Raw genomic sequence first — 23,821 nt, 5'->3', positions numbered from 1 at the left:
AGTGGCTCCTACTTTCATCCGATCAAAGAACTAACGCTATTAATCTCGCACTTGAATAAATAATTTGCCAAAGCAAGGTCAAATGTGTCTCAATAGGTGAGACGAGAATATCACAGTTTGAAATATGCAGCAGATGTACTGAGGTGCCATTCATGGACAATCCGTCCGGCGTTGGAGTGATTGACCGCTCCATCAAGATCCTGTCGCGGCTCGAAGAAGGGCCCGCGACTCTACTGGAATTGGTTGAAGCCACCGGTATTGCGCGCCCTACCGTCCACCGTTTAGCTGCAGCTTTAATTCACCACCGCATTGTGGCCCGCGATGAAGCCTCCCGATACGTTTTAGGCAAACGGCTGAATGAGCTAGCGACCGCCGCGGGCACCGATCGTCTCACGACACTGGCCGAACCGGTGCTGAATTGGCTGCGCGAAACGACCGGTGAATCAGCCCAAATCTTTCGGGCGTATGGTCAGAGCCGCGTGTGCGTTGCCTCGGTTGAACGTCCCGTTGGGCTTCGTGACTCGATCCCGGTGGGCACCGAGTTCTCGATGAAGGCCGGTTCTGCGGCACAAGTACTGTTGGCGTGGCAGGATCATCTGTCGCTAGCCGGTGGGCTGCAGGAGGCCGCGTTTTCTTCGGCCACCTTGGCCTCGGTGCGGCGGCGCGGCTGGGCCCAGTCGGTTGGCGAGCGCGAAGCCGGCGTGGCCTCAGTGTCTGCCCCGGTGCGTAATGGACAGGGCCCCGTGATCGCCGCGATCTCGATTTCCGGCCCGGTTGAGCGACTGACAAGAAATCCTGGCCGGTATCACGGCGCTACCCTGATCACCGCTGGTCATCGGCTCAGTAAGATTTTGGAATACGACGCCTAGAAATGGTCCCACCCGGTGACTTCTGGCCGCTGCTGCGGTTCGGTCGTCAGATACCCGATCACGTCCCACCCCGCTGGAATCTCCAATGCAGGATCGAGCACCGCTAGCAGACCGTAGTCCTCTCCCCCGGTGAGCACCCAGTGGTTCGCATCGGCTTCATAGCGTTGTGCTATTTCAGCGAACTTGGCGGCTTTTCGACTCGTCCAGTCCGGATCAATATGGGCGTGCAGACCGTTCGCGGCTGCTAACCGATCAGCATCGGTCAAGATGCTGTCAGAGACATCCATCATCGCCGAAACTTTCCCGACGACCTTGGGCCCTTGAGACAAGGGCGGCCGTGGTCGCAGAAAACCCCGTAGGGCCCGGATCTCTGCATGATAAAGGTGTCTTGGCTCTGGATGTGAGGCGACTGCGAATCCTGCGGCGGCCAATCCGACGTTGCCGGTATGGATGAGCTGGTATCCTGTGACGTCTTCGGCCGCGGTGCGCAGTATCGGCTGATCAACCAGATTCGCCGTGGCGGTAATGGACGTGGCGATGGTTTCAGCCCGGGTCAGGTCTCCACCGGAGATGACCGTCTGGGGTGCACCTAACCACCGGCACGCATTCGCGATCCCGCGACCGAAGTGGGCAACCCAGCTGACAGGGGTAGTTTTTGGCATGGCCAACGAGATGCTGACCGCCGAAGGGACCGCTCCCATCGCGCTCATATCTGAGAGGTTCTGTGCCGCAAGCTTCCATCCGGTGGAATATCCGGTATCAGTGACCCCGGATGGCCAGGACCGCAAGAAATGGTGTCCCTCGTTCATTGCATCCGTAGCGATCACAAACTTCCCGCCCGGAGCGGGGATGACCGCGGCGTCGTCACCTGGACCGATGACTCCAGGAGCTGTGGTCCATCCTCGGTAACTGTCCCTGAGCAGTTCCAAGATGCCGGCTTCGCCTAATTCGCCGACTGTGCGCTGCTGGGGAGTTGAGGTGGCTGCCATTGGTGTCTGGTTTCTGCTCTCATCGGGTTGCGGTCTCGATATGCCCTCACGGCACCACTCTCATGGTATTGCATCACTGCCCGCTGGCCTGGGAGCCTCACCCCACCCTGGAGAGCAAACCGACCAGAGCAAACGGCAATGCGCAGTCGTTCACGTTATTGAACGTTTCTTTGCACAGCCGTGTGGCGACCGGATCGCTCATGATCCGGTCGCCACACAATAGCTGCGGTTGTAGCCCGTTAGGAGACGAGGCTCGCAGAGCGGACGGCTGGGAAGACGCCGCTCAGGAACGATTCCAGTTTGTCGGTTTCGTTTAGTGGGTACACCCCGGCGACGTATTGGTCTGGTCGAACAACCACAACGGCACCATCTCGAGAGATCGAGCGCTCTTCGAAGATGTCCTGATCCTTGAGCACGCCGAAGGCCTTCTCCATGTCGGTCAGTTCGAAGCGACCTGTCTTGGGTTTGAACGCCGCAGGGACGTCGGACATGTCAAAGTCCGCGTACTGCTGTTGATGGATGAGCTTCAGGTCAAAGAGGTCTGCGGGTAGTGCTTCGGTGGCCCATTCAGACCAGCGTTGCAAGGTGTGCGATGCACCCGGTGTTGCCGCATCCGCGAATACGTAGACCCGCCAGCGCCCGTCTGCGGTGTGTTCGTGGCCGATGTGGGTTGGGACGAGGTCACAGACGCGTCCGGTCATAGCAGACTTGAAGCGACGACCCACGGGGAAGCCGAGTGCGAGGTGCTGATGGTCCTTGTCTGCGGTGATCATGGATGGATCGTAATCGGTGAGGTAACCGGCATTGAACTCGGCAGTTTTTGAGTAGAACTCTTCGATCTCGCTGGGGTCGTTGAATTCGTGGTTCGGTTGCGCCATGAGTCTGGACCACTGTTTATCGAAGTCAATGAGTCGATGCGCGATCTCTTTGCGTTCTTCTGCGTAGGTGCGCAAGAGTTCTTCCGGGCTGTTGCCAGAGAGCACGTGCCCAAGTTTCCAGCCGAGGTTGAATCCGTCCTGCATTGAGACGTTCATGCCCTGGCCGGCTTGAGCGGAGTGGGTGTGGCAGGCGTCGCCGGCAATAAATATGCGGGGATCTTCGTTGGTTGTCATATCTGAGGAACGGTCATCGAAATGCTCGGATACGCGATGGCCGACCTCATATACCGAATGCCAGACAACGTTTTTCACATCAAACGTGTATGGATGCACGATTTGATTGGCTTGCGCAATGATGTCTTCGACCGGGGTCTCACGGATAGCGCCACCGTCATCTTCAGGCACCTCGCCCAGATCCACGTATAGCCGGAAGAGGAAGCCGCCTTCTCGTGGGATCAGCAGGATATTGCGACCGATACCGGATTTGATGGTGCATTTCTTCCGCACGTCTGGGAAGTCGGTATCTGCAAAAACATCCATGACGCCCCAGGCATGGTTGGCTTGGTCGCCGCGGAGCTTATAGCCCAGCGATTTGCGGACCTTGCTGCGCGCACCGTCGGCGCCCACAACGTACTTCGTCCGAACTTGGAGTTCTTCTCCGGCATTCGGGCCGGCCGAACGTCGCAGCGTCACGGTCAGGGGATACTCATCCGTTGGATCTTGTGATTCTTCGAATCCGACGTATTCATAGCCGTAATCGGGTTCCATGCGGGTCGGAGCGTTTTTCATAAAGCGATTGAAATGATCGATGATGCGCGTCTGTGTAATAAGCATCATGGGCCATTCGCTGTGTTCTTCTGGCAGCTCGCGGACGCTCTTTTCACGCATCACATTCTGCGGGTTTTCTGGGTCGGGCTTCCAGAACGCCATGTCCGTGATGGTGTGGGCTTCTTCGTAAATTTCATGGGCAAACCCGAAGGCCTGGAAGGTTTCCATGGTGCGCGAATGCACACCATCCGCGTTGGCCAGTTCCAGACGATGGCCGCGCTGTTCGATCATGCGGGTGTTGACGTGTGGGAACCGGGAAAGTTGCGCTGCGGTAATGGAACCAGCCGGGCCGCTGCCAACAATGAGCACATCCATGGTCTTGGGGAGTTCTGTTGGACGGTCAACACCGACCCCCTCGGCTGGCATGGTCAATGGATCTTTGGTCTGATAACCAGAAACATGAAACTGCATATCAATCCTTGCGTCGTGTCGGGTTCTTCACTCTGCTCCAGCACTGTAATACCGGGCTGGCGCTTGTGATGTTGAGCACAAGCTATTCGGTCTAACCGCGGCGTACAAGAGCTTTGTCGGATGCTGGCCGGATAGGACAACGGTCCGTCCGGAAAGTAACAAAAGCTGGCTCTCAAGGAGGCGCAACCTCGAATGACTGGTTCTGCAAAAAGCCGGGGCGAATCGCTGGGAATTTTGATACTTTCAGGTCGTCCATTCAGAGCCAACCGGTACGAAACCGCGCGTTGTGACTGCTGTTACATCAGTGATAGGGTTGCACGAACTCGGATTCGAAGCTCGACTCGCCCGCTGCCCGACATTCGCGACGGGGAGTTGTGAGAACAGAGTGAGGTTGCAATGCCAGGTCAGAAAACCATTGAGACAGATGGCAATTTCAAATCTTTCAGCACCGCGCACATCCCCCACCACGAGCGTGTGGAGTTTTGGGAAGCGCATAACGCTGATGCGTTGATCGGTTTGGACATCCGCCCGCTCCACACTCAGACGCTCGATGCACAGCAACATAACCGCGAGACATCGCAGATCAGAGCCGCCAAAGTCTTGGGCTCGTCGCAGCTGGTTGAGCGTACTCCGGAGATGATCAAGAAACACCCCACAGAATCCGTCGCGCTGTTCTTTTGTACCCAGGGCGATTCGTTTTATAGCGATGAAAACAGCACGCACGTATTACAAGCAGGGCAGTTGCTCGCTTGTAACGCGGACCGTCCGTTTCTTCGTGGCTTTGGCATCGGGGTGTCTGAGATGGTCCTGACCGTCAGCATGGATGCTTACACGCGAATCACCCGAGTCAAACCTCTTATGAGCCCGGTGAAACTTACCTTCGGCAGCTCGTTGGATACCCAAGGCGAAATCACAGCCGCCACACAGCTCGCCCGCCTGGTAGATAGTGCTTTGAGCGCGCCTGATGAACATACTGCGACCTTCGAGGACCAAACGTTATCTTGGCTCGAATCGCTGTTCACTGAGGGACATCCAGACCTCACCCAACTTTTTCAGCAAGCTCAGCACTTCATTGAGGTGAATCTTGCCCATCCCAACCTGCGTCGGTCCGATCTTGCGCGCTGGTTACATCTCAGCGAGCGTCAGGTCGGGCGTATTTTCTCAGCCCAGGGCACGAGCTTCTCGAATGAGCTACTCCTGCGGCGTGTGCAGGCTGCACGCTCGATCTTGCAAGCAGAACCACACGTACCAATAGCCGATGTTGCCCGTCGGTGCGGTTTTGGTTCTACCTCGTACTTCTCCCGGTCATTCCGCAGGATAGTGGGCCACTCGCCCACTACGGAACGTGCCCAGATGCGCGTCTGAGTTATCTCACATGTTGAGCGTCCGGTACGTCCTGCATCGCCGATCCGTCACCATATTGACTCTTCGTAATCACACTGAAAGTGCCGTCGCTTTCTAATACGACCGCCTTGATTTGTGTGAGGTCTCCGCTGCCACTTGCTCGAACGGCTTGGCGCAGCTCGGATTCGGTTAGGCGCTGACGACGCAGCGTTTCGTATTGAATCTCCCCATCGGCCAACAGTAAAGCCGGACTTGCAGTAATTGCATCGCGTACTCGTGGCCATCGGACCGAAACGGTCGTCAAAACATATTGCAAACCCAGCAAGAGTGCCAGCGCAGTCACACCCTCTGCCAGAGCAATGTCAGCATTGAGCAGGGTGCTGGCCAGAATCGAACCCAGCGCGACAGTGACGACAAAGTCAAAAGCGTTGAGCTGACTCAGGGAGCGTTTGCCCGCTAACCGAACCACAGCAACTAACAGCACATAGGCTGAAGCACCGACCAGAATAACTGGAACGAGATCAGACCAAGAATCAAACCACACGACGATGCAAACCTCCTATCGGACCCGTGGTACGGGCTAAGTCACGTGACTCGATCAGCTTAGCTGACAGCTAGTGGTCCTTAAGGCCCTCGAACTCTATATCGTCTCGGAGTGTTCCATCGCTGATGTAGGTGTAGGCTCCGACTTGGCCGACCGGGTATATAGACCAGGATCCCATTTCTTCTCCGGAGGTGACGTCCACCGCTACGCGTTCATCAGTGGTAGTCAAATACAGCACCCCATCGAATAGCGCCACGGGCTGGATGTCGAGTGCTTCGGCACGCTCTTCTTCGATGCGGAACCACTCATCCCCGGTCGCTAGATCTACCACTATGAGGTCCGCTGGCTCCGTATCAGAGACGCGCTCGCTTCCATGTGCAACAAGTCCTGCTGTGCCGATGGGATCAGTCAATTCGATTGGTCCTGGTACCTGCGGCGTATCCTCGGTCTGACGGTCCAGTACAAAAAACCCGGCCGTGGCGTATTCGGTCATGCTATACCGCTCCACGGTGCTGAAACGCGGCGACAGGAGAGACTCACCGATGATGCGACAGGTGTCATTATCTTCTCCGCCGACCATAAGTGGCATCGAAAATGACGGCGACCCGGTTTCCAGATCTGTCCAGTGATACGTTACCTCGTGGCCGTCGAGCCCGTATCCATTAACATATGCTACGCATTCATCGGGGGCGGCCTCGCCGGGATCGGTTATCCATCCGAAACCGACTTCACCGGGCCGAGTGATGGACATCCCGGATTTCTGCCACGCGACTTCCTTCTCGGTAAGGTCATACGCTACGAGTTCGACGTCCTCTGCAGTTTCTGTCTGAACGACAACGATACTGTCTCCTGCAGTCCCCGCCAGAGACACCGCGGGCTGGACCGATACCTTCTCCCCATCCATACGCTCTGCAATCCGGGCAGTCCCCGAACTGAGATCTAGCACGACCACGGACATTCGGTACCCTTCTGGTTCTAACCCTGAACTTGGCTCGCGAGTTGTGATGAGACCGGCCAGATGCGGTTCATCGCCTTCGCTAAAGTACAAGTATTGCTCAGCGAAAACATCGGCACCATTGAGAAAGGCGCTGGCGTTAACCTCAACTACGCCAACCTCAGGAATGAACAAGGTGGCGGCTCGCTTTGCTAATTCGTGCTCGCGGTCAATAGTGAGGGAAGACGCCAGAAACGAGCCGAATGGTAACCAGCCTGTCCCCGGTTGCAGATACGTGTCAGGCGTCGGGGTTGGTGACGACTTGGGGTTCGGGTCGGGTGATGCCGTCGAGGTGGGTGTATCTTGTGGGCTGGTGCTTTCAGCCGCGAAAAACATCGCACCAACCTCAGGACAGTTCTCGGCGGTGTACGTGTCGACCCGTTGCATGGACCCTGCGCTAGTTATCCCGGTCATCAGGCTCGAGGCCAGTCCCCCAAGCGGGTCTGAAGCCATTTTCTCGGCCGTTTCCAACTGTTGTGCCCAGGCGTCACGCACGGCTTCCACGTCGGTCTGGATGTCTTCAGGAGCCACCTCGGCGGCTTCCTCCCACATTCGATTGAGATCCCCCATCGCGGCAATCAGTGTGACGATGCCCGAGATGGGATCCACCGTTGAGGCTTCCTGCGTAGCCGACACAAAACGATCCTTGTGGTCGAGCATCACATCGCAATAGCTTTCAATGGACCTGGTGGGACCGCATGCTGTAAGCACTCCGGTAAGGAGGACGCTCATTGCGGTACCGGTGATGAGTTGTCTGCGTCGCAATGACGGTTTCTGGTTTTGGGGACGCTGAAATGAAGTTTCTTGCATGAGACGATCCTCTGAAGGGGCCTCAGAACAGAGCGTGTAACTCTTCGAGGGTCGGGTCTGCTGGCGAAAGTCGACCCGTGATGTAAGGGTGGTGTGAGTGAGACAGAACGTAAGAAAGTTCTGATGAGCAACGAGTGCGCAGCATTGAGTTATTAACTCTTCATCATCACCTAACGGCGGCGTTTCGTCAATGTTCATCGAGGGACACGACTACCTTGAGGTGCGTGTTCGAGGAAACAAAAAACGACATGCATTGTGATAATGCATGTCGTTTCGCTGTGACCCCAACGGGATTCGAACCCGTGCTACCGCCGTGAGAGGGCGGCGTACTAGGCCGCTATACGATGGGGCCGCACTACACAAGGTAGTGGGTGATCTCCTCACGAATGAGGAAAATCGCTGGGGTACCAGGACTCGAACCTAGAATGTCGGTACCAGAAACCGATGTGTTGCCAATTACACCATACCCCAAAGGTCTTACTACGCTGTGCGCAACGAGAGATAACTTTACCCTAAATTCTTTGGTTGTCAAAACTGAGAGCATCAATGTGCAGAACGTCACTCAGGGAACGAACTTTGAACACTCGGTCCAGGTCTGCCAGCGTATTGTCACGGTCTACCAGCAACGAGATCAGCCCGGCATCACGGGCTCCTAATCCGTCGTTGATGATGTCGTCGCCGATCATCAATGTTTGTGCCGGGTCGGTGTTGAGCCGGTTAGCACCTTCTAGGAACATCAAGGCGTGGGGTTTGGGTTTACCGGTGACATCGGTACCGATCACTACATCGAACGGCAGACCGGCCTGTTCGAGCTTGTGTGCCTGATAGTCGGTCACGTTGTTCGTAGCCGCACCGTAGGCGATGCCCAGCTCGTCTAGGGCCGCCAACAGTGGGGGCACATCATCAAATGGCGCCCAGTGTTGCGATACGACCTCTTCGTAGCCGACAATCCAGAGCTCGTCGTCGGGTTGGCCGCTGAGTTGGAGGATCTCCATGGCATCGCGCACCCGACACAGTCGCTGTTCGGCAAACGATAAATGCCCGTTGATGTAGGAGTTGTAGTAGTCCTGTGGGTCGTGCACGAATGATTCTGCAGCAACCGGCATGGCAGGATGCGATAACACCTGGTCCCCGAACTGGGCGGTGAGTTGCTGTCGGAAGGCAACCTGTTGTGCCCCGGCCAGGTCGACCAGGGTGTCATCAACATCGAAGAGTACGGCGCGAACTAGGATTGTTCGGCCTTGAATGTGCTGATGCGCTCCAGGGTCTTTTCGCGACCCAGGATCACCAGTGACTCGAACAGGGGCGGTGACACGCGACGCCCGGAGATCGCGGTGCGGACCGGACCGAATGCGTGGCGTGGTTTGAGTTCCAGTTCATCGATCAGGGCGGTACGCAGTGCCGGTTCGATCGAGTCTTGCTCCCAAGTTTCCAGATCAGACAGGACGTTCTCTGCGGCAGTAAGCACTTCCGCAAGGTTCTTTGGCATGCCCTTCATGGCACCCTGTTCAACTTCGACGGTGTCGGTGAACAAGAAGGCCAGCATGTCGGCGGCTTCTCCGAGTAAGTGGACTCGCTCTTGCACCAGTGGCGCGGCTTCCGTGAGGATCTGTTCTTCGCGGTCGGTGAGTGTCTCCCCGACCAGCTGACGGTCCTGGAGGTATGGGATCAGACGGTTGCGGAAGTCTTCGGCTTCGAGTTTGCGGATATGCGTGCCGTTGATGGCGATCGCTTTTTTCTCGTCAAAACGTGCGGGGTTGGCCAGCACATTGTGGATGTCGAAGTTTTCGACGAATTCGTCGGGGGTGAAGATGTCTTCATCGGCCGATAGTGACCATCCCAGCAGTGCCAGGTAGTTCAGTAGGCCTTCGCGGATGAATCCGTTGTCACGGTGGTGGAACAGGCTGGACTGTGGGTCGCGTTTGGACAGCTTCTTGTTGCCTTCGCCCATCACGTATGGCAGGTGACCGAACTGGGGTTGGAAGTCTGCGACCCCGATGGCATACAGCGCCCGGTACAGGGCAATCTGGCGTGGCGTCGAGGACAGCAGGTCTTCGCCGCGCAGCACGTGCGTGACGCCCATGAGCGCATCGTCCACCGGGTTGACCAGGGTGTACAACGGTGAGCCATCGGCGCGAACGACAACGAAGTCGGCCACGGAGTCGGCGCTGAAGCTGATGGGTCCGCGCACAATGTCGTCGAAGACGAGATCGTGGTCTGGCATACGCAGACGCCAAACGGGTTCCCGACCTTCAGCTTCGTACGCGGCAATCTGCTCATCGGTCAGGTTGCGGTCGTAGCCGTCGTAGCCGAGCTTTTGATCGCGACCGGCGGCCTTGTGGCGGGCTTCGGTTTCTTCCGCGGTCGTATAGGAGGGGTAGATGAATCCGGCGTCTTTGAGCTTGGCGATGACGTCCTGGTAGATCTCACTGCGCTGGGATTGGCGGTAGGGCTCGTGGGGACCACCAACTTCGACACCTTCGTCCCAATCGATGCCCATCCACTCCATGGCATCCAGCAGCTGCAGATAGGACTCTTCGGAGTCGCGTTTCTGGTCGGTGTCTTCGACGCGGAAGATCATTTTGCCACCGGTGTGCCGCGCCCAGCCCCAGTTGAACAGGGCGGTGCGGATTAGCCCAACGTGCGGGGTGCCGGTTGGTGACGGCGCGAATCGAACACGCACGTCGGCGTCGGAAGAAACGACAGGGATTTCATCAGGGTTACGAAGCTGGCTCATGATTGCCAAGTCTAGCGCGACTGGCTCTACCGGGTGCGCTCGTGACCGTGTTTCGGACCGTTAGTCGATGGTGGGACGGCGCACAATGGTGGACAGTGTGCCGATCCCTTCAACCTCACACTCCACGGTCTGACCATCATTGATACTGCCGACCCCTGCTGGTGTGCCGGTGAGGATCACATCGCCGGGGAGCAGGGTGAAGGCCTCAGAGATGTAAGAGACCAGGCTGCGCACATCGAAGATCATGTCTTCGGTGTTGCCGTCTTGGCGGAGTTCCCCGTCGACCCAGGAACGGATCTGCAGGTTGTCCGGGTCCAGGTCCGTTTCGATCCAAGGTCCCAGCGGGCAGGACCCGTCAAAGCCTTTGGCGCGCGCCCATTGGTTTTCGGCACGCTGCACGTCTCGGGCGGTCAGATCGTTGGCCACCGTGTAGCCGAAAATGATGTCGTCAACGCGATCTTCGGGCACATCTTTGGCGATGCGGCCGATGACGACCGCGAGTTCGGCTTCGTAGGAGACTTCTTCGGTCCAGTCGGGCAGCATGACGGGCTCGTCCGGGCCGACCACTGCCGTGTTGGGCTTGAAGAACAGCAGCGGAGTGGACGGCACTTCGTTGCCCAGTTCCTCGGCGTGGGCTTGCCAGTTGCGTCCCACACCGACGACTTTGGAGCGCGGCAAGATAGGGGTCACCAGACGGACCTCGTCCAACTGCAACGTTTCAGTGGTGGGTACGATCCCGGCATACATCGGGTCGTTGGCTAACACGGTGATGGTGTCATCTTGGACCACGCCGTAGTGAAAGTCCTCGCGGTGGACAAAACGTGCAATGCGCATGATGTTCCCCTTCGTTACAGCTGCGGTTTAGGCAAGACGGTGCATCCAGCCGTGGGTGTCTTCTTCCACACCGGTTTGGATGCCGATCAATCGGTTGCGCAGGGCGTTGGCAACCGGGAAGTCCGTGGATGGTGTGGTGTGGACTTCCTCGCGGTCTGCAACTTGGCCAATCGGGGTGATCACCGCGGCGGTCCCGCACGCGAAGACTTCTTGGATATCGCCGGAGGCGACCCCGTCTTTCCATTCGTTGAAGGTGATGCGACGTTCTTCGACTTCGAGGCCTTGTTCGGCACCGAGTTGCAAGATCGAGTCGCGGGTAATGCCTTCCAGGATGGTGCCGGTCAGCTTCGGAGTGATGAGTTTGTTGTCTTTGGTGACAAAGAAGACGTTCATGCCACCGAGTTCCTCTAGCGATTCATCGGGGCTGCGATCCAAGAAAATCACCTGGTCGTGACCGCGAGAGGCACCTTGGAGTTGTGCGGCCAAAGATGCTGCGTAGTTCCCACCGAACTTGGCCGCCCCGGTGCCACCTTCCCCGGCACGAGCGAAGTCACGAGAGACCCAAATGCTTACGGGTTTCAGTTCGCCTCCAAAGTAGTTGCCAGCAGGTGAGGCAATGACATGGAAGCTGAAGTTGTGTGCGGGTCGGACGCCGAGGAATTCTTCGGTGGCGATCATGAACGGGCGAAGGTACAGGGACTGGCCTTCCCCGTTGGGCACCCAGGCGTGGTCGCGTGCGACGAGTTCTTCGATAGCTTGAACAAAGACGTCTTCTGGCAGTTGTGGCATCGCCATCCGGTGGGCCGAACGGTTCATGCGCGCGGCATTTCGATGCGGACGGAAGGTCCAGATGGAGCCGTCATCGTGCCGGTAGGCTTTGAGGCCTTCGAAGATCTCTTGAGCATAATGCAGGACTGCCGCGGCCGGGCTCAGTGACAGTGGGCCGTATGGTTCTACGCGAGCGTCAGACCACTCCCCGACCATCTTGAGGTATTCACCGGCCTGAAATGCTTCTTCTTGGCCCGGCAAGTCTGCGGTCCAGTCGATGGTCACCATGTGATCGGAAAAGTACTGCCCGAAACCCGGGTTGGCGAGAATTTCTGCTCGTCGGCTTGCAGAAGCTGGGCTCTGATTGGCGTCGTACCTAAATTCCATGATTGACCTTTCTACTGCCCATACCGGGCGAAAAACTTTTCAACTATCCCGCTGACTACTTAGACCTGTGCGGCGATCGCGTCGCCCACCTGCTGGGTCGTCCGAGCGGAGGTGTCACGTGCGGCAAGGTCTTCCCATACTGCCTTGTGAACCCGCTGTGCGGCATCCGCGTAGCCTTCTTGTTCCAGCAGAATAGCTGCTGACAAGATGGCTGCGGTTGGATCGGCCTGCTGGGTGCCGGCGATGTCCGGTGCCGAACCGTGGACGGGTTCGTACATGGATGGTGCGGTCCCGTTGATATTGAGGTTACCGGAGGCGGCCAGGCCGATGCCACCGGTCACCGCGGCGGCCAGGTCGGTGACGATGTCACCGAACATGTTGTCGGTGAGGATCACGTCGAAGCGGCTCGGATCGGTGGTGAGAAAGATCATGGCGGCATCGACGTGTAAGTAGTCGTGTGTGACGTCGGGGAATTCTTCGCCGACTTCGTTGACGATGCGATTCCAGAGGTGTCCGGCGTGCACTAACACGTTGTGCTTGTGCAGCAAGGTGACGTGTTTGCGGTCGCGTTGTTGGGCGTATTCAAAGGCTGCGCGAACGACGCGTTCGACACCGTAAGCGGTGTTGACCGAGGTTTCGTTGGCCACTTCGTGCGGAGTACCGGTGCGCATCGATCCACCGTTGCCGACATAGAGGCCTTCGGTGCCTTCCCGGAACACGACGAAGTCGATGTCGCCGGGGTTTGCCAGCGGTGACTGCGCACCCGGGTAGAGCACTGAGGGGCGGAAGTTCACGGCGTGGTCGAAAGCAAAGCGCAGTTTGAGTAGGATCTCGCGTTCTAACAGTCCCGATGGGATGCGGGTGTCATTCGGTGCGGCGCCAACCGCTCCGAACAAGATCGCCTGGTGACCACGGATGGCTTCGAGGGTTTGGTCGGTGAGGGTCTCCCCGGTGGCCAACCAGTGCTCAGCGCCGAGCCCGTATTCGGTGGCCTTGACGTTGTCTTCACCGAGGGTGGCTTTGAGGACTTTCAGCGCCTCCGCGGTGACTTCTGGGCCGATACCGTCGCCAGGAATCAGTGCGAGATCTAATACGTTATTGCTCAATGCTTCTACCTTCTTATTCCTCTTCTTCGTGGCGTGGGAACACCGGTGTTGGCTTATCAATGGATGTTCCGGCAGCAATCTTGTCGTCCCATGCAGCGTACGAGCGTGGGCCTTGTCCCGATGCGTTGGTCTTGCCCGCATCCGCGGACGCTTCGATACCTAAAGCGTCGAGCAGTTTGGTCGCTGCTTCTGGCATGACGGCTTGCAGCAGGAGCGCAATCTTGCGCACGACCTCTAAGGTCACCCACAGTACGGTCTTCATCCGAGCTTCATCGGTTTTCCGCAAGACCCAGGGTTGCTGGTCTGCGAAGTACTCGTTGGTGTGATCTAGGATTTTCCAGGCCGCACCAAGCGCTCGGTAGAAGTCTTGGACTTCGAAGTATTCACGCCACGTTTCCAGTAGCCCGTCGACTTCGGCGAGGATCTGTTCGTCTTGTTGGGTCAACTCACCGGGTTCTGGCACCTGGGCGTCGAGGTTCTTGTAAACCATCGATAGGCTGCGCTGAGCAAGGTTGCCGAGGTTATTCGACAGATCCGCGTTCTTGCGGCGGATCACGCCGTCGTGAGTATAGGACCCGTCAGAGCCGAAGGGGAACTCGCGCAGCAGGAAGAATCGTACGGTATCTAGCCCGTAGCGTTCGACCCAGCCAGCCGGGTGGACCACGTTGCCCAGCGACTTCGACATTTTTTCGCCTTCGTTATTCAAGAAGCCGTGGATCATGACCCGCTTGGGCAGCTCGATACCTGCGGACATCAAGAAGGCGGGCCAGAAGATGCAGTGGAACCGCGAAATGTCTTTGCCGATGACGTGCAAATCTGCCGGCCAGTAGCGTTTGAGTTCGCTGTCTGGATCGGGGAATCCCGCGCCGGTGATGTAGTTGGTCAACGCATCGACCCACACGTACATGACGTGGTTTTTATCCGTGAGCAGTTCGGGACGGGACGGTTTCGGCACCGGGATCCCCCAGTCGAAAGACGTCCGCGAAATCGACAAGTCCTCGAGGCCGGATTCGACAAAGCGAATCACTTCATTGGCCCGAGTGGTGGGCGCAATGAAGTCCGGGTTGGCCTTATAGTGTTCCAACAACGGTTCGGTGTACTTCGAGAGCCGGAAGAAGTAGGACTCTTCTTCGGTCCAGGTGACTTCGGTTCCGGTTTCGGTTGCGAGCCGGACTCCGTCATCGTTGACGTGGGTTTCCTCCTCGGTGAAGAAGCGTTCGTCACGCACCGAGTACCACCCGGAATAGGTGTCGAGGTAGATGTCGCCGGCAGCTTCCATACGGCGCCAGATTTCCTGGGCCGAAGCTTTGTGGTCTGCATCGGTGGTGCGAATGAACCGGTCGTAGGAAATGTCGAGCACTTCGTCGTCCATTTTCTGGAAGACGTCGGCGTTGCGCGTGGCCAGCTCTAGGGGTGAGATGCCCTCGTCCTGGGCCGTCTGCTGCATCTTTTGACCGTGTTCGTCGGTACCGGTGAGGAAGCGAACGTCATAACCATCGAGCCGTTTGAATCGCGCCATGACATCCGTTGCGACGTATTCATAGGCGTGACCAATGTGCGGCTCACCGTTTGGGTAGGCGATGGCCGTTGTTAGGTAGTACGTGTTCACCGGGTGGTTTCCTCCAAGTCAACTTCGGCGGTCTTGGCAGCATGGATGGCTTCGCCGACCTGCTCCAGCAGCCCAGCTGGCAGTGCGGAGTCCAAGGTCAGCACAGCCAAGGCTTTGGAGCCATCGGAGCGCAGCGCAACGTCCATGGTGGCGATATTGATATTGCGATCGCCCAGCTGCATACCCATGGTACCGATGACACCCGGGCGGTCCTGGTACTCGAGCACCAGCATGTGATCGGCGATAGCCACTTCGAACTCGTAGTCGTTGATCCCGACGAGTTTTTCGATCTGCTTTGGTCCGGTCAGGGTACCGGTTACGCTAAATTCTTGTCCGCCGGCAGACACCGCGCTGACGGTGATGGTGTTGCGATAGTGCGGGGAATTCGTGGTTGTGGCCAGGCGGGTTTCGATACCGCGGCCTTCGGCCAAGACCGGGGCGTTGACGTAGGACACCTGGCCTGAAACAACATCGGTGAAGATCCCTTTCAGGGCGGCCAGCTTCAGCGAGTCCACGTTCTTTTCGGCGAGTTCTCCGGCGACTTCTACTTCGATAGCAGACACCGAGACGCCCTTCATGACGGCGGACAGGATGCGGCCAAGCTTTTCAGTCAGTGGGATACCTGGGCGAACGTACGGATCGATGACCCCACCGGCGACGTTGACGGCATCTGGGACGAGTTCACCGGCCAGTGCCAGACGCACTGATTTTGCAACGGCGACACCGGCTTTTTCTTGGGCTTCTTCGGTCGAGGCACCCAAGTGTGGGGTGACGGTTGCGGAGTCGTATTGGAAAAATGGCAGATCTTTTGCTGGTTCGTTGACGAACACGTCGATGCCAGCACCTGCAATGAGCTTTTTTTCGAGTGCCCGAGCGAGTGCCTCTTCGTCGATGAGACCACCGCGGGCCACGTTGATGACGTAGGCCGAGTCTTTCATGATCTTGAACTGCTCATCGGAGATCATGCCCATGGTTTCTGGGGTTCGTGGCATGTGGATTGTGACAAAGTCGGAGGTTTCCAGCAGTTCATCGAGGCTGACCAGGTGTGCGCCCATTTTCTGTGCGCGCGCGGCGGTGACGTATGGGTCATAGGCCACGACGTTCATATCAAAGGCTTTCATCCGCTCAGCAACGAGCGAGCCGATACGGCCTAAGCCAATAATGCCCAGGGTCTTTTCATACAGTTCGATGCCTTTATATGCCGAGCGTTTCCATTCACCGGCTTTCAATGACTGGTTGGCCGGGGCAATGTTGCGGGCTGCGGCCAGGATGTGGCCACAGGTCAGTTCTGCGGCAGAAATAATGTTGGAAGTTGGTGCATTGACCACCATGACGCCGGCTTCGGTGGCGGCTTGCGTGTCGACGTTGTCGAGTCCGACTCCGGCGCGTGCAATGACCTTGAGATTTTTGGCTGCTTTGATGGCTTCGGCATCCATCGTGGTGGCTGAGCGGACCAAGACAGCCTCGGCATCAGCTAACGCTGGGAGTAACTGGTCACGGTCGGAACCATCGGTGTGACGAATCTCGAAGTCGGTCCCAAGAGCATCCATGGTGGCCGGAGAGAGTTCTTCTGCGATAAGCACTACTGGTTTGGACACGAACGACACACTTTCGATAATAGGAAACACTGTCGTGAGCACACTGCTCACCGCAATCATCTTACGGCGTGTATTCGGGATTTTTCACAGTAGTACATTGCGTGAAGACTCAAACTACATGCCACTAGCGTGGGCTCAACCACCCCCTGGCATTACAAACCACGAATCCAAGGAAACCCTTATGTCGTCCAGCCAAGCGCCCAATGGGTTTAGTATCACCCGCATAGTGCCCGCATGCTCCGAGACAGTCTGGGATGCCTGGCTCAACCCCGAAGCAATGACCCAATGGCTAGCAACACGAAACACCGTGATCCCGTTCGAGGAGATTCAGCTTGATCCTCAGGTGGGCGGCCACTACCGGTATGCCACGGTCAATTTCGACAGTGGAGAATACGCTGTCACCGGTGGGATCTTCCTGAAAGTCGAGGCCCCGCAGCGGTTAGCCTTCTCCTGGGGTGACCCGCGTGCTGACCCGGAAGGCTCTCCCCTCGTCGTAATCACGCTCGAACCGCACGGTGACAACACCTTGGTGTTTTTTGAGCTTCGCGGCGCAACAGGTGCGCCTGGTGACCACTTTTACTATGACGGGTGGGCGGCTGCCCTGCGTGCGCTCGAGCAATATCTCACCCGCACCCTCACGCCCGGCTGATAGCCTGCTGAGGAAACATTATTTTCAAGGAGGATACTTTGGAACTCAGCATGGATAAAGGCAACCAGTTTGTCGAAGAAACACAGTCCCCCGAGGGCACTGCCGCGTGGAAACAGCAGCTCGACCAGTACGCCCCGGGTGCTTCCGACTGGGTCGTTGGCGCCGTATTTGGCGGCACCTATCAGCGTGAGGGGCTTGAGCTCCGCGATCGTCAGATGCTGAACATGGCAGCACTTGCGGCCATGGGCGGGACTGAGCCACAACTCACCGGACACATCAAAACCGCCGTCGACGTGGCAGGGATGACCAAAGAAGAAGTCGCCGAGTGCTTCGTGCATCTAATGCCATACATTGGTGTGCCGAAAACACTGGCCGCCATGCGTTGCATGCAGACTGCATTCGAAGACTAGTCTGAATAGACCAATGCGTCGCTGTGCCCCCAACAGGGTCACGGCGACGCATTATTTTTATCTGCTTCTTTAGATTCTTACCCGAAGGAATGGGATGGACATTGGATACTTCCAAGCCTCTCCGTTCCCGGCTTTGACTGCGGCGATAATACAGAACACCACGTCAAGCACGATCAGGATGGGCCAAATGACGAATCCGATCAGAACGAACATCAACACGCCTGCAACGGCCGAGTAAATCCAAAAGCTAATAGCCCAGTTCAGTGCGGCGCGGCCCTGTTGATCCAGCGTCTGGCTCCGCTCGCGATAGATCAACCAAATGATCAGCGGCACCAGGAAACTCAACAAGAGATTGCCGAGGTGCATGATGACGCCCCAGACCTTCTCGTCGCTGCGGTCGACCGGCGGCTGCGAAGCATAACCGGGGGTATATGGCTGATACTGCTGTTCCCACTGTGGCGGGCCGACGGACCGGTATGGTTCACCAGGCGGTGGCGGACCCTGATCCGGGAGTTGCTGAATGTAAGCGGTCAATTCCGCGTGGCAGTTCGGGTGCTGCAAGATCAGCGAGCGCAAGTCTGGACGGGCCAGAGCAATCTGCCGGAGGGTTTCGGCATTGATCGTGGGATCCTGAAGATCCTCGGGGGTAACGTGTGACGGGTCCATTCCGTGAATTCCTTGCCTCCAGTGCAGATACATCGAGTCCGCCGTGAAATCCAAGATCATGCATAATCTAGGCGCGACGTGCTGCACCCATCCTAATCTCTTGCGGCCTGAGCTGCTGCTACTAGGAGTGCCCGCGTATATTCGATGCCTTCGGTTGATAGTCAGCCGCCATCCCTTGCCCGCGTGATTGAAACGGGCGCAAGATATAACAATAGAAGCCCGTCACGAAGTGACATGAGCAAGGAGCCCACTGATGCAAGATACCGATATGACTCAGCGTTTTACTATCACGCATTACGTGCCCGGCACACCGCGACAGGCGTGGGATGCCTGGACTAATCCTGCAGCGATTGCACAGTGGTGGCATCTGCCGCAGACCACAACCCCGGTCCACGAGCTTGAATACGATGTCCGGGTTGGTGGGGCCTACATCTACACCAGCGTCCACGATGATACCGGCGAGCGGACAGTTTCTGGTGGGGTGTTCCACGAGGTCCTGCCACCTCGTCGATTGGTGTTCACCTGGGGTGCGCCGGAGCTACGCCGAGACAACCTGCCACTGGTCACCATTGAAATCGACGAGACCAGCGATGGCTCCTATGTCGAGCTCACGTTGGAAGGCTTCTCAGGCGAGCCAGGCGATGGCGCGTTCTACGATACGTGGGATCAAGCGCTCATCCGTCTCAAAGACTACGTGGCCGCACAGCATCACGACCCAGCCCAATAGCAGGCCGCTACCTACCCGTCCCGCGGGGTAACCAGAGGCTGGTGATCGGTGGGTTCCGGTGGATCTGTGATCAGGTATTGTTCATCCATGACTTCTTGCACGCGATCCCACCGGGTCTGAATCGTTTCAGTCGTCAGTTCGACCTCGTCTCGCAACTGCGCATCATCGGTTAACTTGGCCAACGGCCGGATCCCGCGATGCAGCTCTTCTGATCGATCAACGGTCACCGGGGACCACCCGACCTCGGTCACACGGGCTGACTCATCCTGCTTCATTTCTATGTCAGCGTAGACGATCACACCGGTGGCGGTTTCCATGACGCAGCAGTTCTCGTCTTGGTTGGTCAGAAAGTTGCCCATCGACCACGCGACCCACATGCCGTGCTCTGCGGGCCCACCTTCGAGTTGCTCCAGTGGCTGCGGTGTATGGGGATGGCTGCCCAACACCAGATCGACCTCTCCCCCATCTGCCAGCGCTTGGCCGTAGGCGCGTTGCGTCTCATCGGGCTCATGACCATACTCCGTGCCCCAGTGCGCTGAGACGACCACGACGTCGGCCCCATCTGCTCGAGCCTGAGCGGCGCGTTCCGTGAGTTCTTCTGCGCTGACATCGGTGACCATCCAGGGTGCGTCAGCGGGTGGGTTCGTATTTTGAATCAGGGTGGTGGAAAAGTGCGCCACGAGGATCTCGGTCTCACCACGCTGAAGGGTATAGATTTGAGGCTGGCCGGCTTCCTGTTCGGTTCGGGCAGTGCCGGCATGACCGAGTTCGTGTTCGTCCAGGACATCTAAGGTCCGCATCACCCCGTCGGTGCCAGCGTCTACCGCATGATTGGTGGCCGTCGAACAACCATCAAATCCCACCTCAGCTAGTCCCGGAATAAGCTCTTTCGGGGCGGCAAACACCGGGTAACCCGATGGCTCCCCTCCGGCGGGAACGATCGGTATCTCGAAACCGCAAAGCGCCAAATCCGCACCAGCAATCCACGGCTCGATCGGGGCCATAAGCGGACCGAAGTCGTACTCCTGGTCAGAATTTTCCGCTAATGCTTCGGCTGCATCAAGTATGTGATCGTGCGTGATGACGTCACCGGCCCCGGAAATTGTGAAAGTCTCCGGTTCGTCAGTGGTCTCATCCTCTGCTGAGTGGGGGCTGGCCTGAGCAGTGTTCTCCGCGTCAGCGTCCTGGGCTGCGCTGTCAGAGGTGTCGGACCCAGTGCCGCATGCCACCAATCCCAAGGACAGCAGCCATGGCGCAACGCGCTGCGCCCACCGGGCAGGCCTAACCGGCAGGCTCTGGTGCGTCGCAGCAGTGTGAGGACTCATTATGCCTGAGCTTACCGGCGAGTCTCATCTCCTGACTATGGCACATTGCCATGCCGTACTCTAGTTGCATGAGCTTGTGGAAGCGGATCATGGCTGGTGGGGTTGTCATCCTATTCTGCAGCGCCTGCAGCCCAGCCACGACCGACGAATCATCTTCGAGCCCAACCACTGAGGTTTCGCCTCACCAAACGCCGGAGGGTGAGCAGCCTTCGGAGCATGTCTCCAGTTCCCCCGATGAATCAGTCCCTTCCCACGAGACCACCCGACCCAGCGAGGCGTCGTTTAATCCCGAATCAAACCATGTACTGGTCAATAAGCAGCACGAGTTAGAGATTGAAGATTTTGAGCCGCCTGATCTGGTCGCGCTTAATGTTCCACAGCAGTATGGGGGCCAACAGTTGCGAGAGGAACCAGCCGTAGCACTGGAGGAACTCGTGGCCGATGCCGCTGACGATGGCATCGAATTGTGGGTGACTACCGCCTACCGGGACTTTGCACACCAGCAGGCACTCTACGAGCAGCGATTGGCAGAGCTTGGGCAGGAGGCCGCTGACAAGTTCACGGCCCGGCCGGGTTACTCTGAGCATCAGACTGGCCTTGCCGTCGATATGAGTTTCGCGGGCAATACGGACTGTAATCTTCGTGAGTGCTTCGCAGAGACGGAACAGGGCCAGTGGTTGGCAGAGCACGTCGCCCGGTTCGGGTTCATTATTCGCTACCCTGAAGGCGCCGAATCGATCACCGGTTACTCGTATGAGCCCTGGCACCTACGCTACGTCGGAGTGCCGACCGCTCACGAAGTAACCGAGCAAGACGTGACGCTAGAAGAGTACTGGAACCAACCAGCCGCTCCCGACTACACAGCAGATTATCGGTAAGTCTTGCCTGGGACCACAAAAGCGGGGTACCGGAATGTTTCCCGATACCCCGCTGATGCGGTGTCTAATGCGACGATGACTCAACGGGAGGTAGTGGCGTCTGAGGTGTGACGCAAAAAGCTGCTTTAGAGTTGTCTTTGCAACTTCGTACGATCACAGTTATCCGCGTTCAAAACCTTCACGAACATCGGTGATTTCTGTCTGGATGTCGAAGTCTTCGCTTTCCACACTGACTCGAGCTTCGGAGTCGAACGAGATTTCATCATCACTAACTTCAAAGGTCCGAATCATAGGCTGATCCTCGATACCGGTAATTTCATAGGTGACCTCCCACAGACCTACTGGAACGCTAGATCCAGTGAAGAAGGGCTCGGTCCGTATCGTCAAGTTACAACCAGCACTGCCAAAACAGCGCTGCTCCTTCACAGAGGTTTCGATCTCAAAATCATCAACCGATAGTTCAGGAGAAGGTGGGGACGGTAAGGACGGTTCATCACTAGCTTCCTCCTCGATACTCGGTCCGGCAGTATCCGGTTCGGCAGGAGGTGTCTCAGTGTCATTAGAGTCAGCCACGTTTTCACCACCTCCGACGTCAGTGGTGAGCGCGAGAACCCCGAGGGTGCCCCCGACACCGAGGACGAGACCTACAAGTCCAGAAACCAGGATCGGGACGGAGCGCGACGACTTTTTTGTAGATGTCTCTTGCGGTGTGTACGGATACCCGTAGTTTTGCTCTGGTGGTGGCGGAGCGTGGTGTCCAGATGAGGGTGACATTGATATTCCATTCGGTGTGAGTGAGAGTACTTAACAAGTGCTTTAAAGCACAGCGGGGTACCGGAATGTTTCCCGATACCCCGCTGATGCGGTGTCTAATGCGACGGTGTCTTAGCGAGCGGCAGTGCCTTCGGTGTAGTCGTCGTCAGTTTCTTGCAACCAGGAGAACATCTGGCGCAGTTCGCGACCGGTTTCTTCGATCGGGTGCTGCTCTTCTTTTTCACGCAGCTGTTTGAACTCTGTGGCGCCGTTGGCCTGATCGTCCATGAAGCGCTTGGCGAAGGTGCCGTCCTGGACCTCTTTGAGCACTTCTTGCATGTTTTCTTTGACGCGTGCATCGATGACGCGTGGGCCGGAGACGTAGTCACCGAATTCGGCGGTATCGGAGATCGACCAGCGCTGCTTGGCGAGACCACCTTCGACCATGAGGTCAACGATGAGTTTCAGTTCGTGCAGTACCTCGAAGTAGGCAACTTCTGGCTGGTAACCGGCTTCGGTGAGGACTTCGAATCCTGCCTGGACCAGGTGGGATGCGCCACCGCACAGCACGGCCTGTTCACCGAACAGGTCGGTTTCGGTTTCTTCGGTGAAGGTGGTTTCGATAACACCTGCACGGGTACCGCCGACACCCTTGGCGTATGCCAGGGCGAGGTCTTTGGCTTTACCGGATTCGTCTTTTTCAACAGCGATGAGTGCTGGGACACCGCGGCCAGCTTCGAATTCACGACGAACGACGTGGCCTGGGCCCTTTGGTGCAACCATGGCAACGTCAACACCGGCTGGAGCTTCAATGTAGCCGTAGCGGATGTTGAAACCGTGGGCGAAGAACAGTGCGTCGCCTTCTTCCAGGTGTGGTTCGATGGATTCTTTGAACACCGTGGACTGGTGCTGATCTGGTACCAGGATCATGATGACGTCAGCCTCTTTGGCTGCGTCGGCGACGGTGAGTACCTTCAGGCCTTCCGCTTCGGCTTTGGCCTTGGATTTGGAGCCTTCGGCCAGGCCGATGCGTACGTCGACACCGGAATCGCGCAGGGACAGCGAGTGGGCGTGGCCCTGGGAGCCGTAGCCAATAACGGCTACTTTGCGGTCCTGCAGTAGCGCGAGGTCGGCGTCTTCGTCATAGTATTTTTTGGCCATGAGAGTGTAATTCTCCTTGATGGATGTTTGTGGTGGTTATTTGGTCAGGGCACGGTCGGTCATGGATTTGCCGCCGCGGGCAACTGCGATGGTGCCGGAGCGCACGAGTTCGCGAATGCCAAAGGGTTCGAGCACTTCCAGTAGCGCTTCCAGTTTTTGTGCGGAACCGGTTGCTTCGACGGTCACGGCGTCGGTTGACACATCGACGACGTTGGCGCGGAACAGTTCGACAGCTTGGACTACCGATGCGCGGGTGGATGCATCGGAGCGAACCTTGACCAGGATGTGGTCGCGCTGGGAGGACTGTTCTGGATTGAGTTCAACGATTTTGATGACGTTGACCAGCTTATTGAGTTGTTTGGTGACCTGTTCAAGCGCATCGCCTTGGGCTTCGACGACGACCGTCATGCGTGAGAGACCTTCAACTTCGGATGGTCCAACGGTCAGCGATTCGATGTTGAAGGCGCGGCGTGCGAAGAGTCCCGATACTCGGGAAAGGACACCTGGGACGTCTTGGACTAATACCGAAAGGGTGTGGCGTTGCAT

Annotated in this window: 22 protein-coding genes and 2 tRNA genes; 6 read left to right on the top strand and 18 right to left on the bottom strand. The window is 57.5% G+C overall.

Annotated elements, in window-relative coordinates; genetic code table 11:
• Positions 1–152: 152 nt before the first annotated feature.
• Positions 153–869 (top strand): IclR family transcriptional regulator, encoded by a 717-nt coding sequence (locus J2S62_RS05655; protein ID WP_310172397.1) that lies wholly within the window; start codon positions 153–155, stop codon positions 867–869.
• On the opposite strand, the gene J2S62_RS05650 is transcribed toward J2S62_RS05655, so the two are convergent.
• Together J2S62_RS05650 and J2S62_RS05645 are read right to left on the bottom strand one after the other, a co-directional pair.
• Positions 866–1,858: a thiamine-phosphate kinase gene (locus tag J2S62_RS05650; protein ID WP_310172395.1), complete on the bottom strand. Its 993-nt coding sequence runs from the start codon at positions 1,856–1,858 to the stop codon at positions 866–868. The two genes, J2S62_RS05655 and J2S62_RS05650, sit on opposite strands and share 4 nt — an antisense overlap.
• A 239-nt stretch (positions 1,859–2,097) precedes the next feature.
• Positions 2,098–3,975: an FAD-dependent monooxygenase gene (locus J2S62_RS05645; protein ID WP_310172394.1), complete on the bottom strand. Its 1,878-nt coding sequence runs from the start codon at positions 3,973–3,975 to the stop codon at positions 2,098–2,100.
• Positions 3,976–4,371: 396 nt separating this feature from the next.
• Here J2S62_RS05645 and J2S62_RS05640 point away from each other — a divergent pair, with 396 nt between their 5' ends.
• Complete coding sequence (locus J2S62_RS05640) at positions 4,372–5,340, top strand: AraC family transcriptional regulator (RefSeq protein WP_310172391.1); 969 nt, start codon at positions 4,372–4,374, stop codon at positions 5,338–5,340.
• Between the two features lies 1 nt (position 5,341).
• On the opposite strand, the gene J2S62_RS05635 is transcribed toward J2S62_RS05640, so the two are convergent.
• The 11 genes from J2S62_RS05635 to serA all read right to left on the bottom strand — a co-directional run bounded on the left by J2S62_RS05635 (position 5,342) and on the right by serA (position 16,706).
• Positions 5,342–5,863: a DUF421 domain-containing protein gene (locus J2S62_RS05635; protein ID WP_310172389.1), complete on the bottom strand. Its 522-nt coding sequence runs from the start codon at positions 5,861–5,863 to the stop codon at positions 5,342–5,344.
• A 70-nt stretch (positions 5,864–5,933) separates the two neighbouring features.
• Complete coding sequence (locus J2S62_RS05630; protein ID WP_310172387.1) at positions 5,934–7,667, bottom strand: hypothetical protein; 1,734 nt, start codon at positions 7,665–7,667, stop codon at positions 5,934–5,936.
• Positions 7,668–7,946: 279 nt separating this feature from the next.
• Positions 7,947–8,019: transfer RNA gene (locus J2S62_RS05625), tRNA-Glu, on the bottom strand.
• Between the two features lie 47 nt (positions 8,020–8,066).
• A tRNA-Gln gene (locus J2S62_RS05620) sits at positions 8,067–8,138 on the bottom strand.
• A 41-nt stretch (positions 8,139–8,179) separates the two neighbouring features.
• Positions 8,180–8,899 (bottom strand): HAD family hydrolase, encoded by a 720-nt coding sequence (locus J2S62_RS05615; protein WP_310175736.1) that lies wholly within the window; start codon positions 8,897–8,899, stop codon positions 8,180–8,182.
• Positions 8,893–10,404 carry a glutamate--tRNA ligase gene (gltX, locus tag J2S62_RS05610; protein WP_310172383.1) on the bottom strand — a complete coding sequence of 504 codons (1,512 nt, stop codon included), beginning with the start codon at positions 10,402–10,404 and terminating at the stop codon, positions 8,893–8,895. The genes J2S62_RS05615 and gltX overlap by 7 nt, the downstream gene beginning before the upstream one ends.
• 60 nt (positions 10,405–10,464) lie before the next feature.
• Positions 10,465–11,238: a fumarylacetoacetate hydrolase family protein gene (locus J2S62_RS05605; protein ID WP_310172381.1), complete on the bottom strand. Its 774-nt coding sequence runs from the start codon at positions 11,236–11,238 to the stop codon at positions 10,465–10,467.
• Between the two features lie 27 nt (positions 11,239–11,265).
• Positions 11,266–12,393: a branched-chain amino acid aminotransferase gene (locus J2S62_RS05600; RefSeq protein WP_310172379.1), complete on the bottom strand. Its 1,128-nt coding sequence runs from the start codon at positions 12,391–12,393 to the stop codon at positions 11,266–11,268.
• A gap of 59 nt (positions 12,394–12,452) precedes the next feature.
• Positions 12,453–13,499: a 3-isopropylmalate dehydrogenase gene (locus J2S62_RS05595; RefSeq protein ID WP_310172378.1), complete on the bottom strand. Its 1,047-nt coding sequence runs from the start codon at positions 13,497–13,499 to the stop codon at positions 12,453–12,455.
• Positions 13,500–13,512: 13 nt separating this feature from the next.
• Positions 13,513–15,108: a methionine--tRNA ligase gene (metG, locus tag J2S62_RS05590; RefSeq protein ID WP_310172375.1), complete on the bottom strand. Its 1,596-nt coding sequence runs from the start codon at positions 15,106–15,108 to the stop codon at positions 13,513–13,515.
• Entirely contained in the window at positions 15,105–16,706 is a 1,602-nt protein-coding gene (gene serA, locus J2S62_RS05585; RefSeq protein ID WP_310172372.1) for a phosphoglycerate dehydrogenase, read from the bottom strand. Before serA ends, metG begins: the two co-directional genes overlap by 4 nt.
• A gap of 181 nt (positions 16,707–16,887) precedes the next feature.
• On the opposite strand from serA, the gene J2S62_RS05580 reads away from it, so the two are divergent.
• Together J2S62_RS05580 and J2S62_RS05575 are read left to right on the top strand one after the other, a co-directional pair.
• Positions 16,888–17,355 (top strand): SRPBCC family protein, encoded by a 468-nt coding sequence (locus J2S62_RS05580; RefSeq protein WP_310172371.1) that lies wholly within the window; start codon positions 16,888–16,890, stop codon positions 17,353–17,355.
• Positions 17,356–17,393: 38 nt separating this feature from the next.
• Complete coding sequence (locus J2S62_RS05575) at positions 17,394–17,765, top strand: carboxymuconolactone decarboxylase family protein (RefSeq protein WP_310172370.1); 372 nt, start codon at positions 17,394–17,396, stop codon at positions 17,763–17,765.
• 69 nt (positions 17,766–17,834) lie between these two features.
• On the opposite strand, the gene J2S62_RS05570 is transcribed toward J2S62_RS05575, so the two are convergent.
• A complete protein-coding gene (locus J2S62_RS05570; RefSeq protein ID WP_310172368.1) occupies positions 17,835–18,431 on the bottom strand; it encodes a DUF4870 domain-containing protein in 597 nt (198 codons plus the stop codon).
• 253 nt (positions 18,432–18,684) lie between these two features.
• Here J2S62_RS05570 and J2S62_RS05565 point away from each other — a divergent pair, with 253 nt between their 5' ends.
• Positions 18,685–19,158: an SRPBCC family protein gene (locus tag J2S62_RS05565; protein ID WP_310172366.1), complete on the top strand. Its 474-nt coding sequence runs from the start codon at positions 18,685–18,687 to the stop codon at positions 19,156–19,158.
• Between the two features lie 11 nt (positions 19,159–19,169).
• Here the strand turns inward: J2S62_RS05565 and J2S62_RS05560 are convergent, their stop codons facing one another.
• On the bottom strand, positions 19,170–20,483 hold the full coding sequence (locus J2S62_RS05560) for a CapA family protein (RefSeq protein ID WP_310172365.1): 1,314 nt from the start codon (positions 20,481–20,483) through the stop codon (positions 19,170–19,172).
• 68 nt (positions 20,484–20,551) lie between these two features.
• Here J2S62_RS05560 and J2S62_RS05555 point away from each other — a divergent pair, with 68 nt between their 5' ends.
• The gene (locus J2S62_RS05555) at positions 20,552–21,361 is read left to right on the top strand and encodes a M15 family metallopeptidase (RefSeq protein ID WP_310172363.1); all 810 of its coding nucleotides are present in this window, start codon (positions 20,552–20,554) and stop codon (positions 21,359–21,361) included.
• Between the two features lie 159 nt (positions 21,362–21,520).
• On the opposite strand, the gene J2S62_RS05550 is transcribed toward J2S62_RS05555, so the two are convergent.
• From J2S62_RS05550 to ilvN, 3 genes are all read right to left on the bottom strand, one after another.
• Complete coding sequence (locus tag J2S62_RS05550; RefSeq protein WP_310172361.1) at positions 21,521–22,135, bottom strand: hypothetical protein; 615 nt, start codon at positions 22,133–22,135, stop codon at positions 21,521–21,523.
• Between the two features lie 111 nt (positions 22,136–22,246).
• Positions 22,247–23,275, bottom strand: a complete 1,029-nt coding sequence (ilvC, locus tag J2S62_RS05545) for a ketol-acid reductoisomerase (RefSeq protein ID WP_310172359.1) — start codon at positions 23,273–23,275, stop codon at positions 22,247–22,249.
• 36 nt (positions 23,276–23,311) lie between these two features.
• The gene (gene ilvN / locus J2S62_RS05540; RefSeq protein ID WP_310172357.1) at positions 23,312–23,821 is read right to left on the bottom strand and encodes an acetolactate synthase small subunit; all 510 of its coding nucleotides are present in this window, start codon (positions 23,819–23,821) and stop codon (positions 23,312–23,314) included.

Origin of the sequence: Enteractinococcus fodinae (assembly GCF_031458395.1) — a bacterium.
Classification (GTDB): Bacteria; Actinomycetota; Actinomycetes; order Actinomycetales; family Micrococcaceae; genus Yaniella; species Yaniella fodinae.
The sequence above is the reverse complement of the archived record's forward strand: the minus strand, read 5'-3'. Positions and strand labels throughout refer to the sequence as shown.

What these genes read in the sequence shown, in the direction of transcription:
- J2S62_RS05655 (WP_310172397.1), top strand. Translation starts at nt 153, where the DNA reads ATGGACAATCCGTCCGGCGTTGGAGTGATTGACCGCTCCATCAAGATC.
- J2S62_RS05650 (WP_310172395.1), bottom strand. Translation starts at nt 1,858, where the DNA reads ATGGCAGCCACCTCAACTCCCCAGCAGCGCACAGTCGGCGAATTAGGC.
- J2S62_RS05645 (WP_310172394.1), bottom strand. Translation starts at nt 3,975, where the DNA reads ATGCAGTTTCATGTTTCTGGTTATCAGACCAAAGATCCATTGACCATG.
- J2S62_RS05640 (WP_310172391.1), top strand. Translation starts at nt 4,372, where the DNA reads ATGCCAGGTCAGAAAACCATTGAGACAGATGGCAATTTCAAATCTTTC.
- J2S62_RS05630 (WP_310172387.1), bottom strand. Translation starts at nt 7,667, where the DNA reads ATGCAAGAAACTTCATTTCAGCGTCCCCAAAACCAGAAACCGTCATTG.
- gltX (WP_310172383.1), bottom strand. Translation starts at nt 10,404, where the DNA reads ATGAGCCAGCTTCGTAACCCTGATGAAATCCCTGTCGTTTCTTCCGAC.
- J2S62_RS05605 (WP_310172381.1), bottom strand. Translation starts at nt 11,238, where the DNA reads ATGCGCATTGCACGTTTTGTCCACCGCGAGGACTTTCACTACGGCGTG.
- J2S62_RS05600 (WP_310172379.1), bottom strand. Translation starts at nt 12,393, where the DNA reads ATGGAATTTAGGTACGACGCCAATCAGAGCCCAGCTTCTGCAAGCCGA.
- J2S62_RS05580 (WP_310172371.1), top strand. Translation starts at nt 16,888, where the DNA reads ATGTCGTCCAGCCAAGCGCCCAATGGGTTTAGTATCACCCGCATAGTG.
- J2S62_RS05570 (WP_310172368.1), bottom strand. Translation starts at nt 18,431, where the DNA reads ATGGACCCGTCACACGTTACCCCCGAGGATCTTCAGGATCCCACGATC.
- J2S62_RS05565 (WP_310172366.1), top strand. Translation starts at nt 18,685, where the DNA reads ATGCAAGATACCGATATGACTCAGCGTTTTACTATCACGCATTACGTG.
- J2S62_RS05560 (WP_310172365.1), bottom strand. Translation starts at nt 20,483, where the DNA reads ATGAGTCCTCACACTGCTGCGACGCACCAGAGCCTGCCGGTTAGGCCT.
- J2S62_RS05555 (WP_310172363.1), top strand. Translation starts at nt 20,552, where the DNA reads ATGAGCTTGTGGAAGCGGATCATGGCTGGTGGGGTTGTCATCCTATTC.
- J2S62_RS05550 (WP_310172361.1), bottom strand. Translation starts at nt 22,135, where the DNA reads ATGTCACCCTCATCTGGACACCACGCTCCGCCACCACCAGAGCAAAAC.
- ilvC (WP_310172359.1), bottom strand. Translation starts at nt 23,275, where the DNA reads ATGGCCAAAAAATACTATGACGAAGACGCCGACCTCGCGCTACTGCAG.
- ilvN (WP_310172357.1), bottom strand. Translation starts at nt 23,821, where the DNA reads ATGCAACGCCACACCCTTTCGGTATTAGTCCAAGACGTCCCAGGTGTC.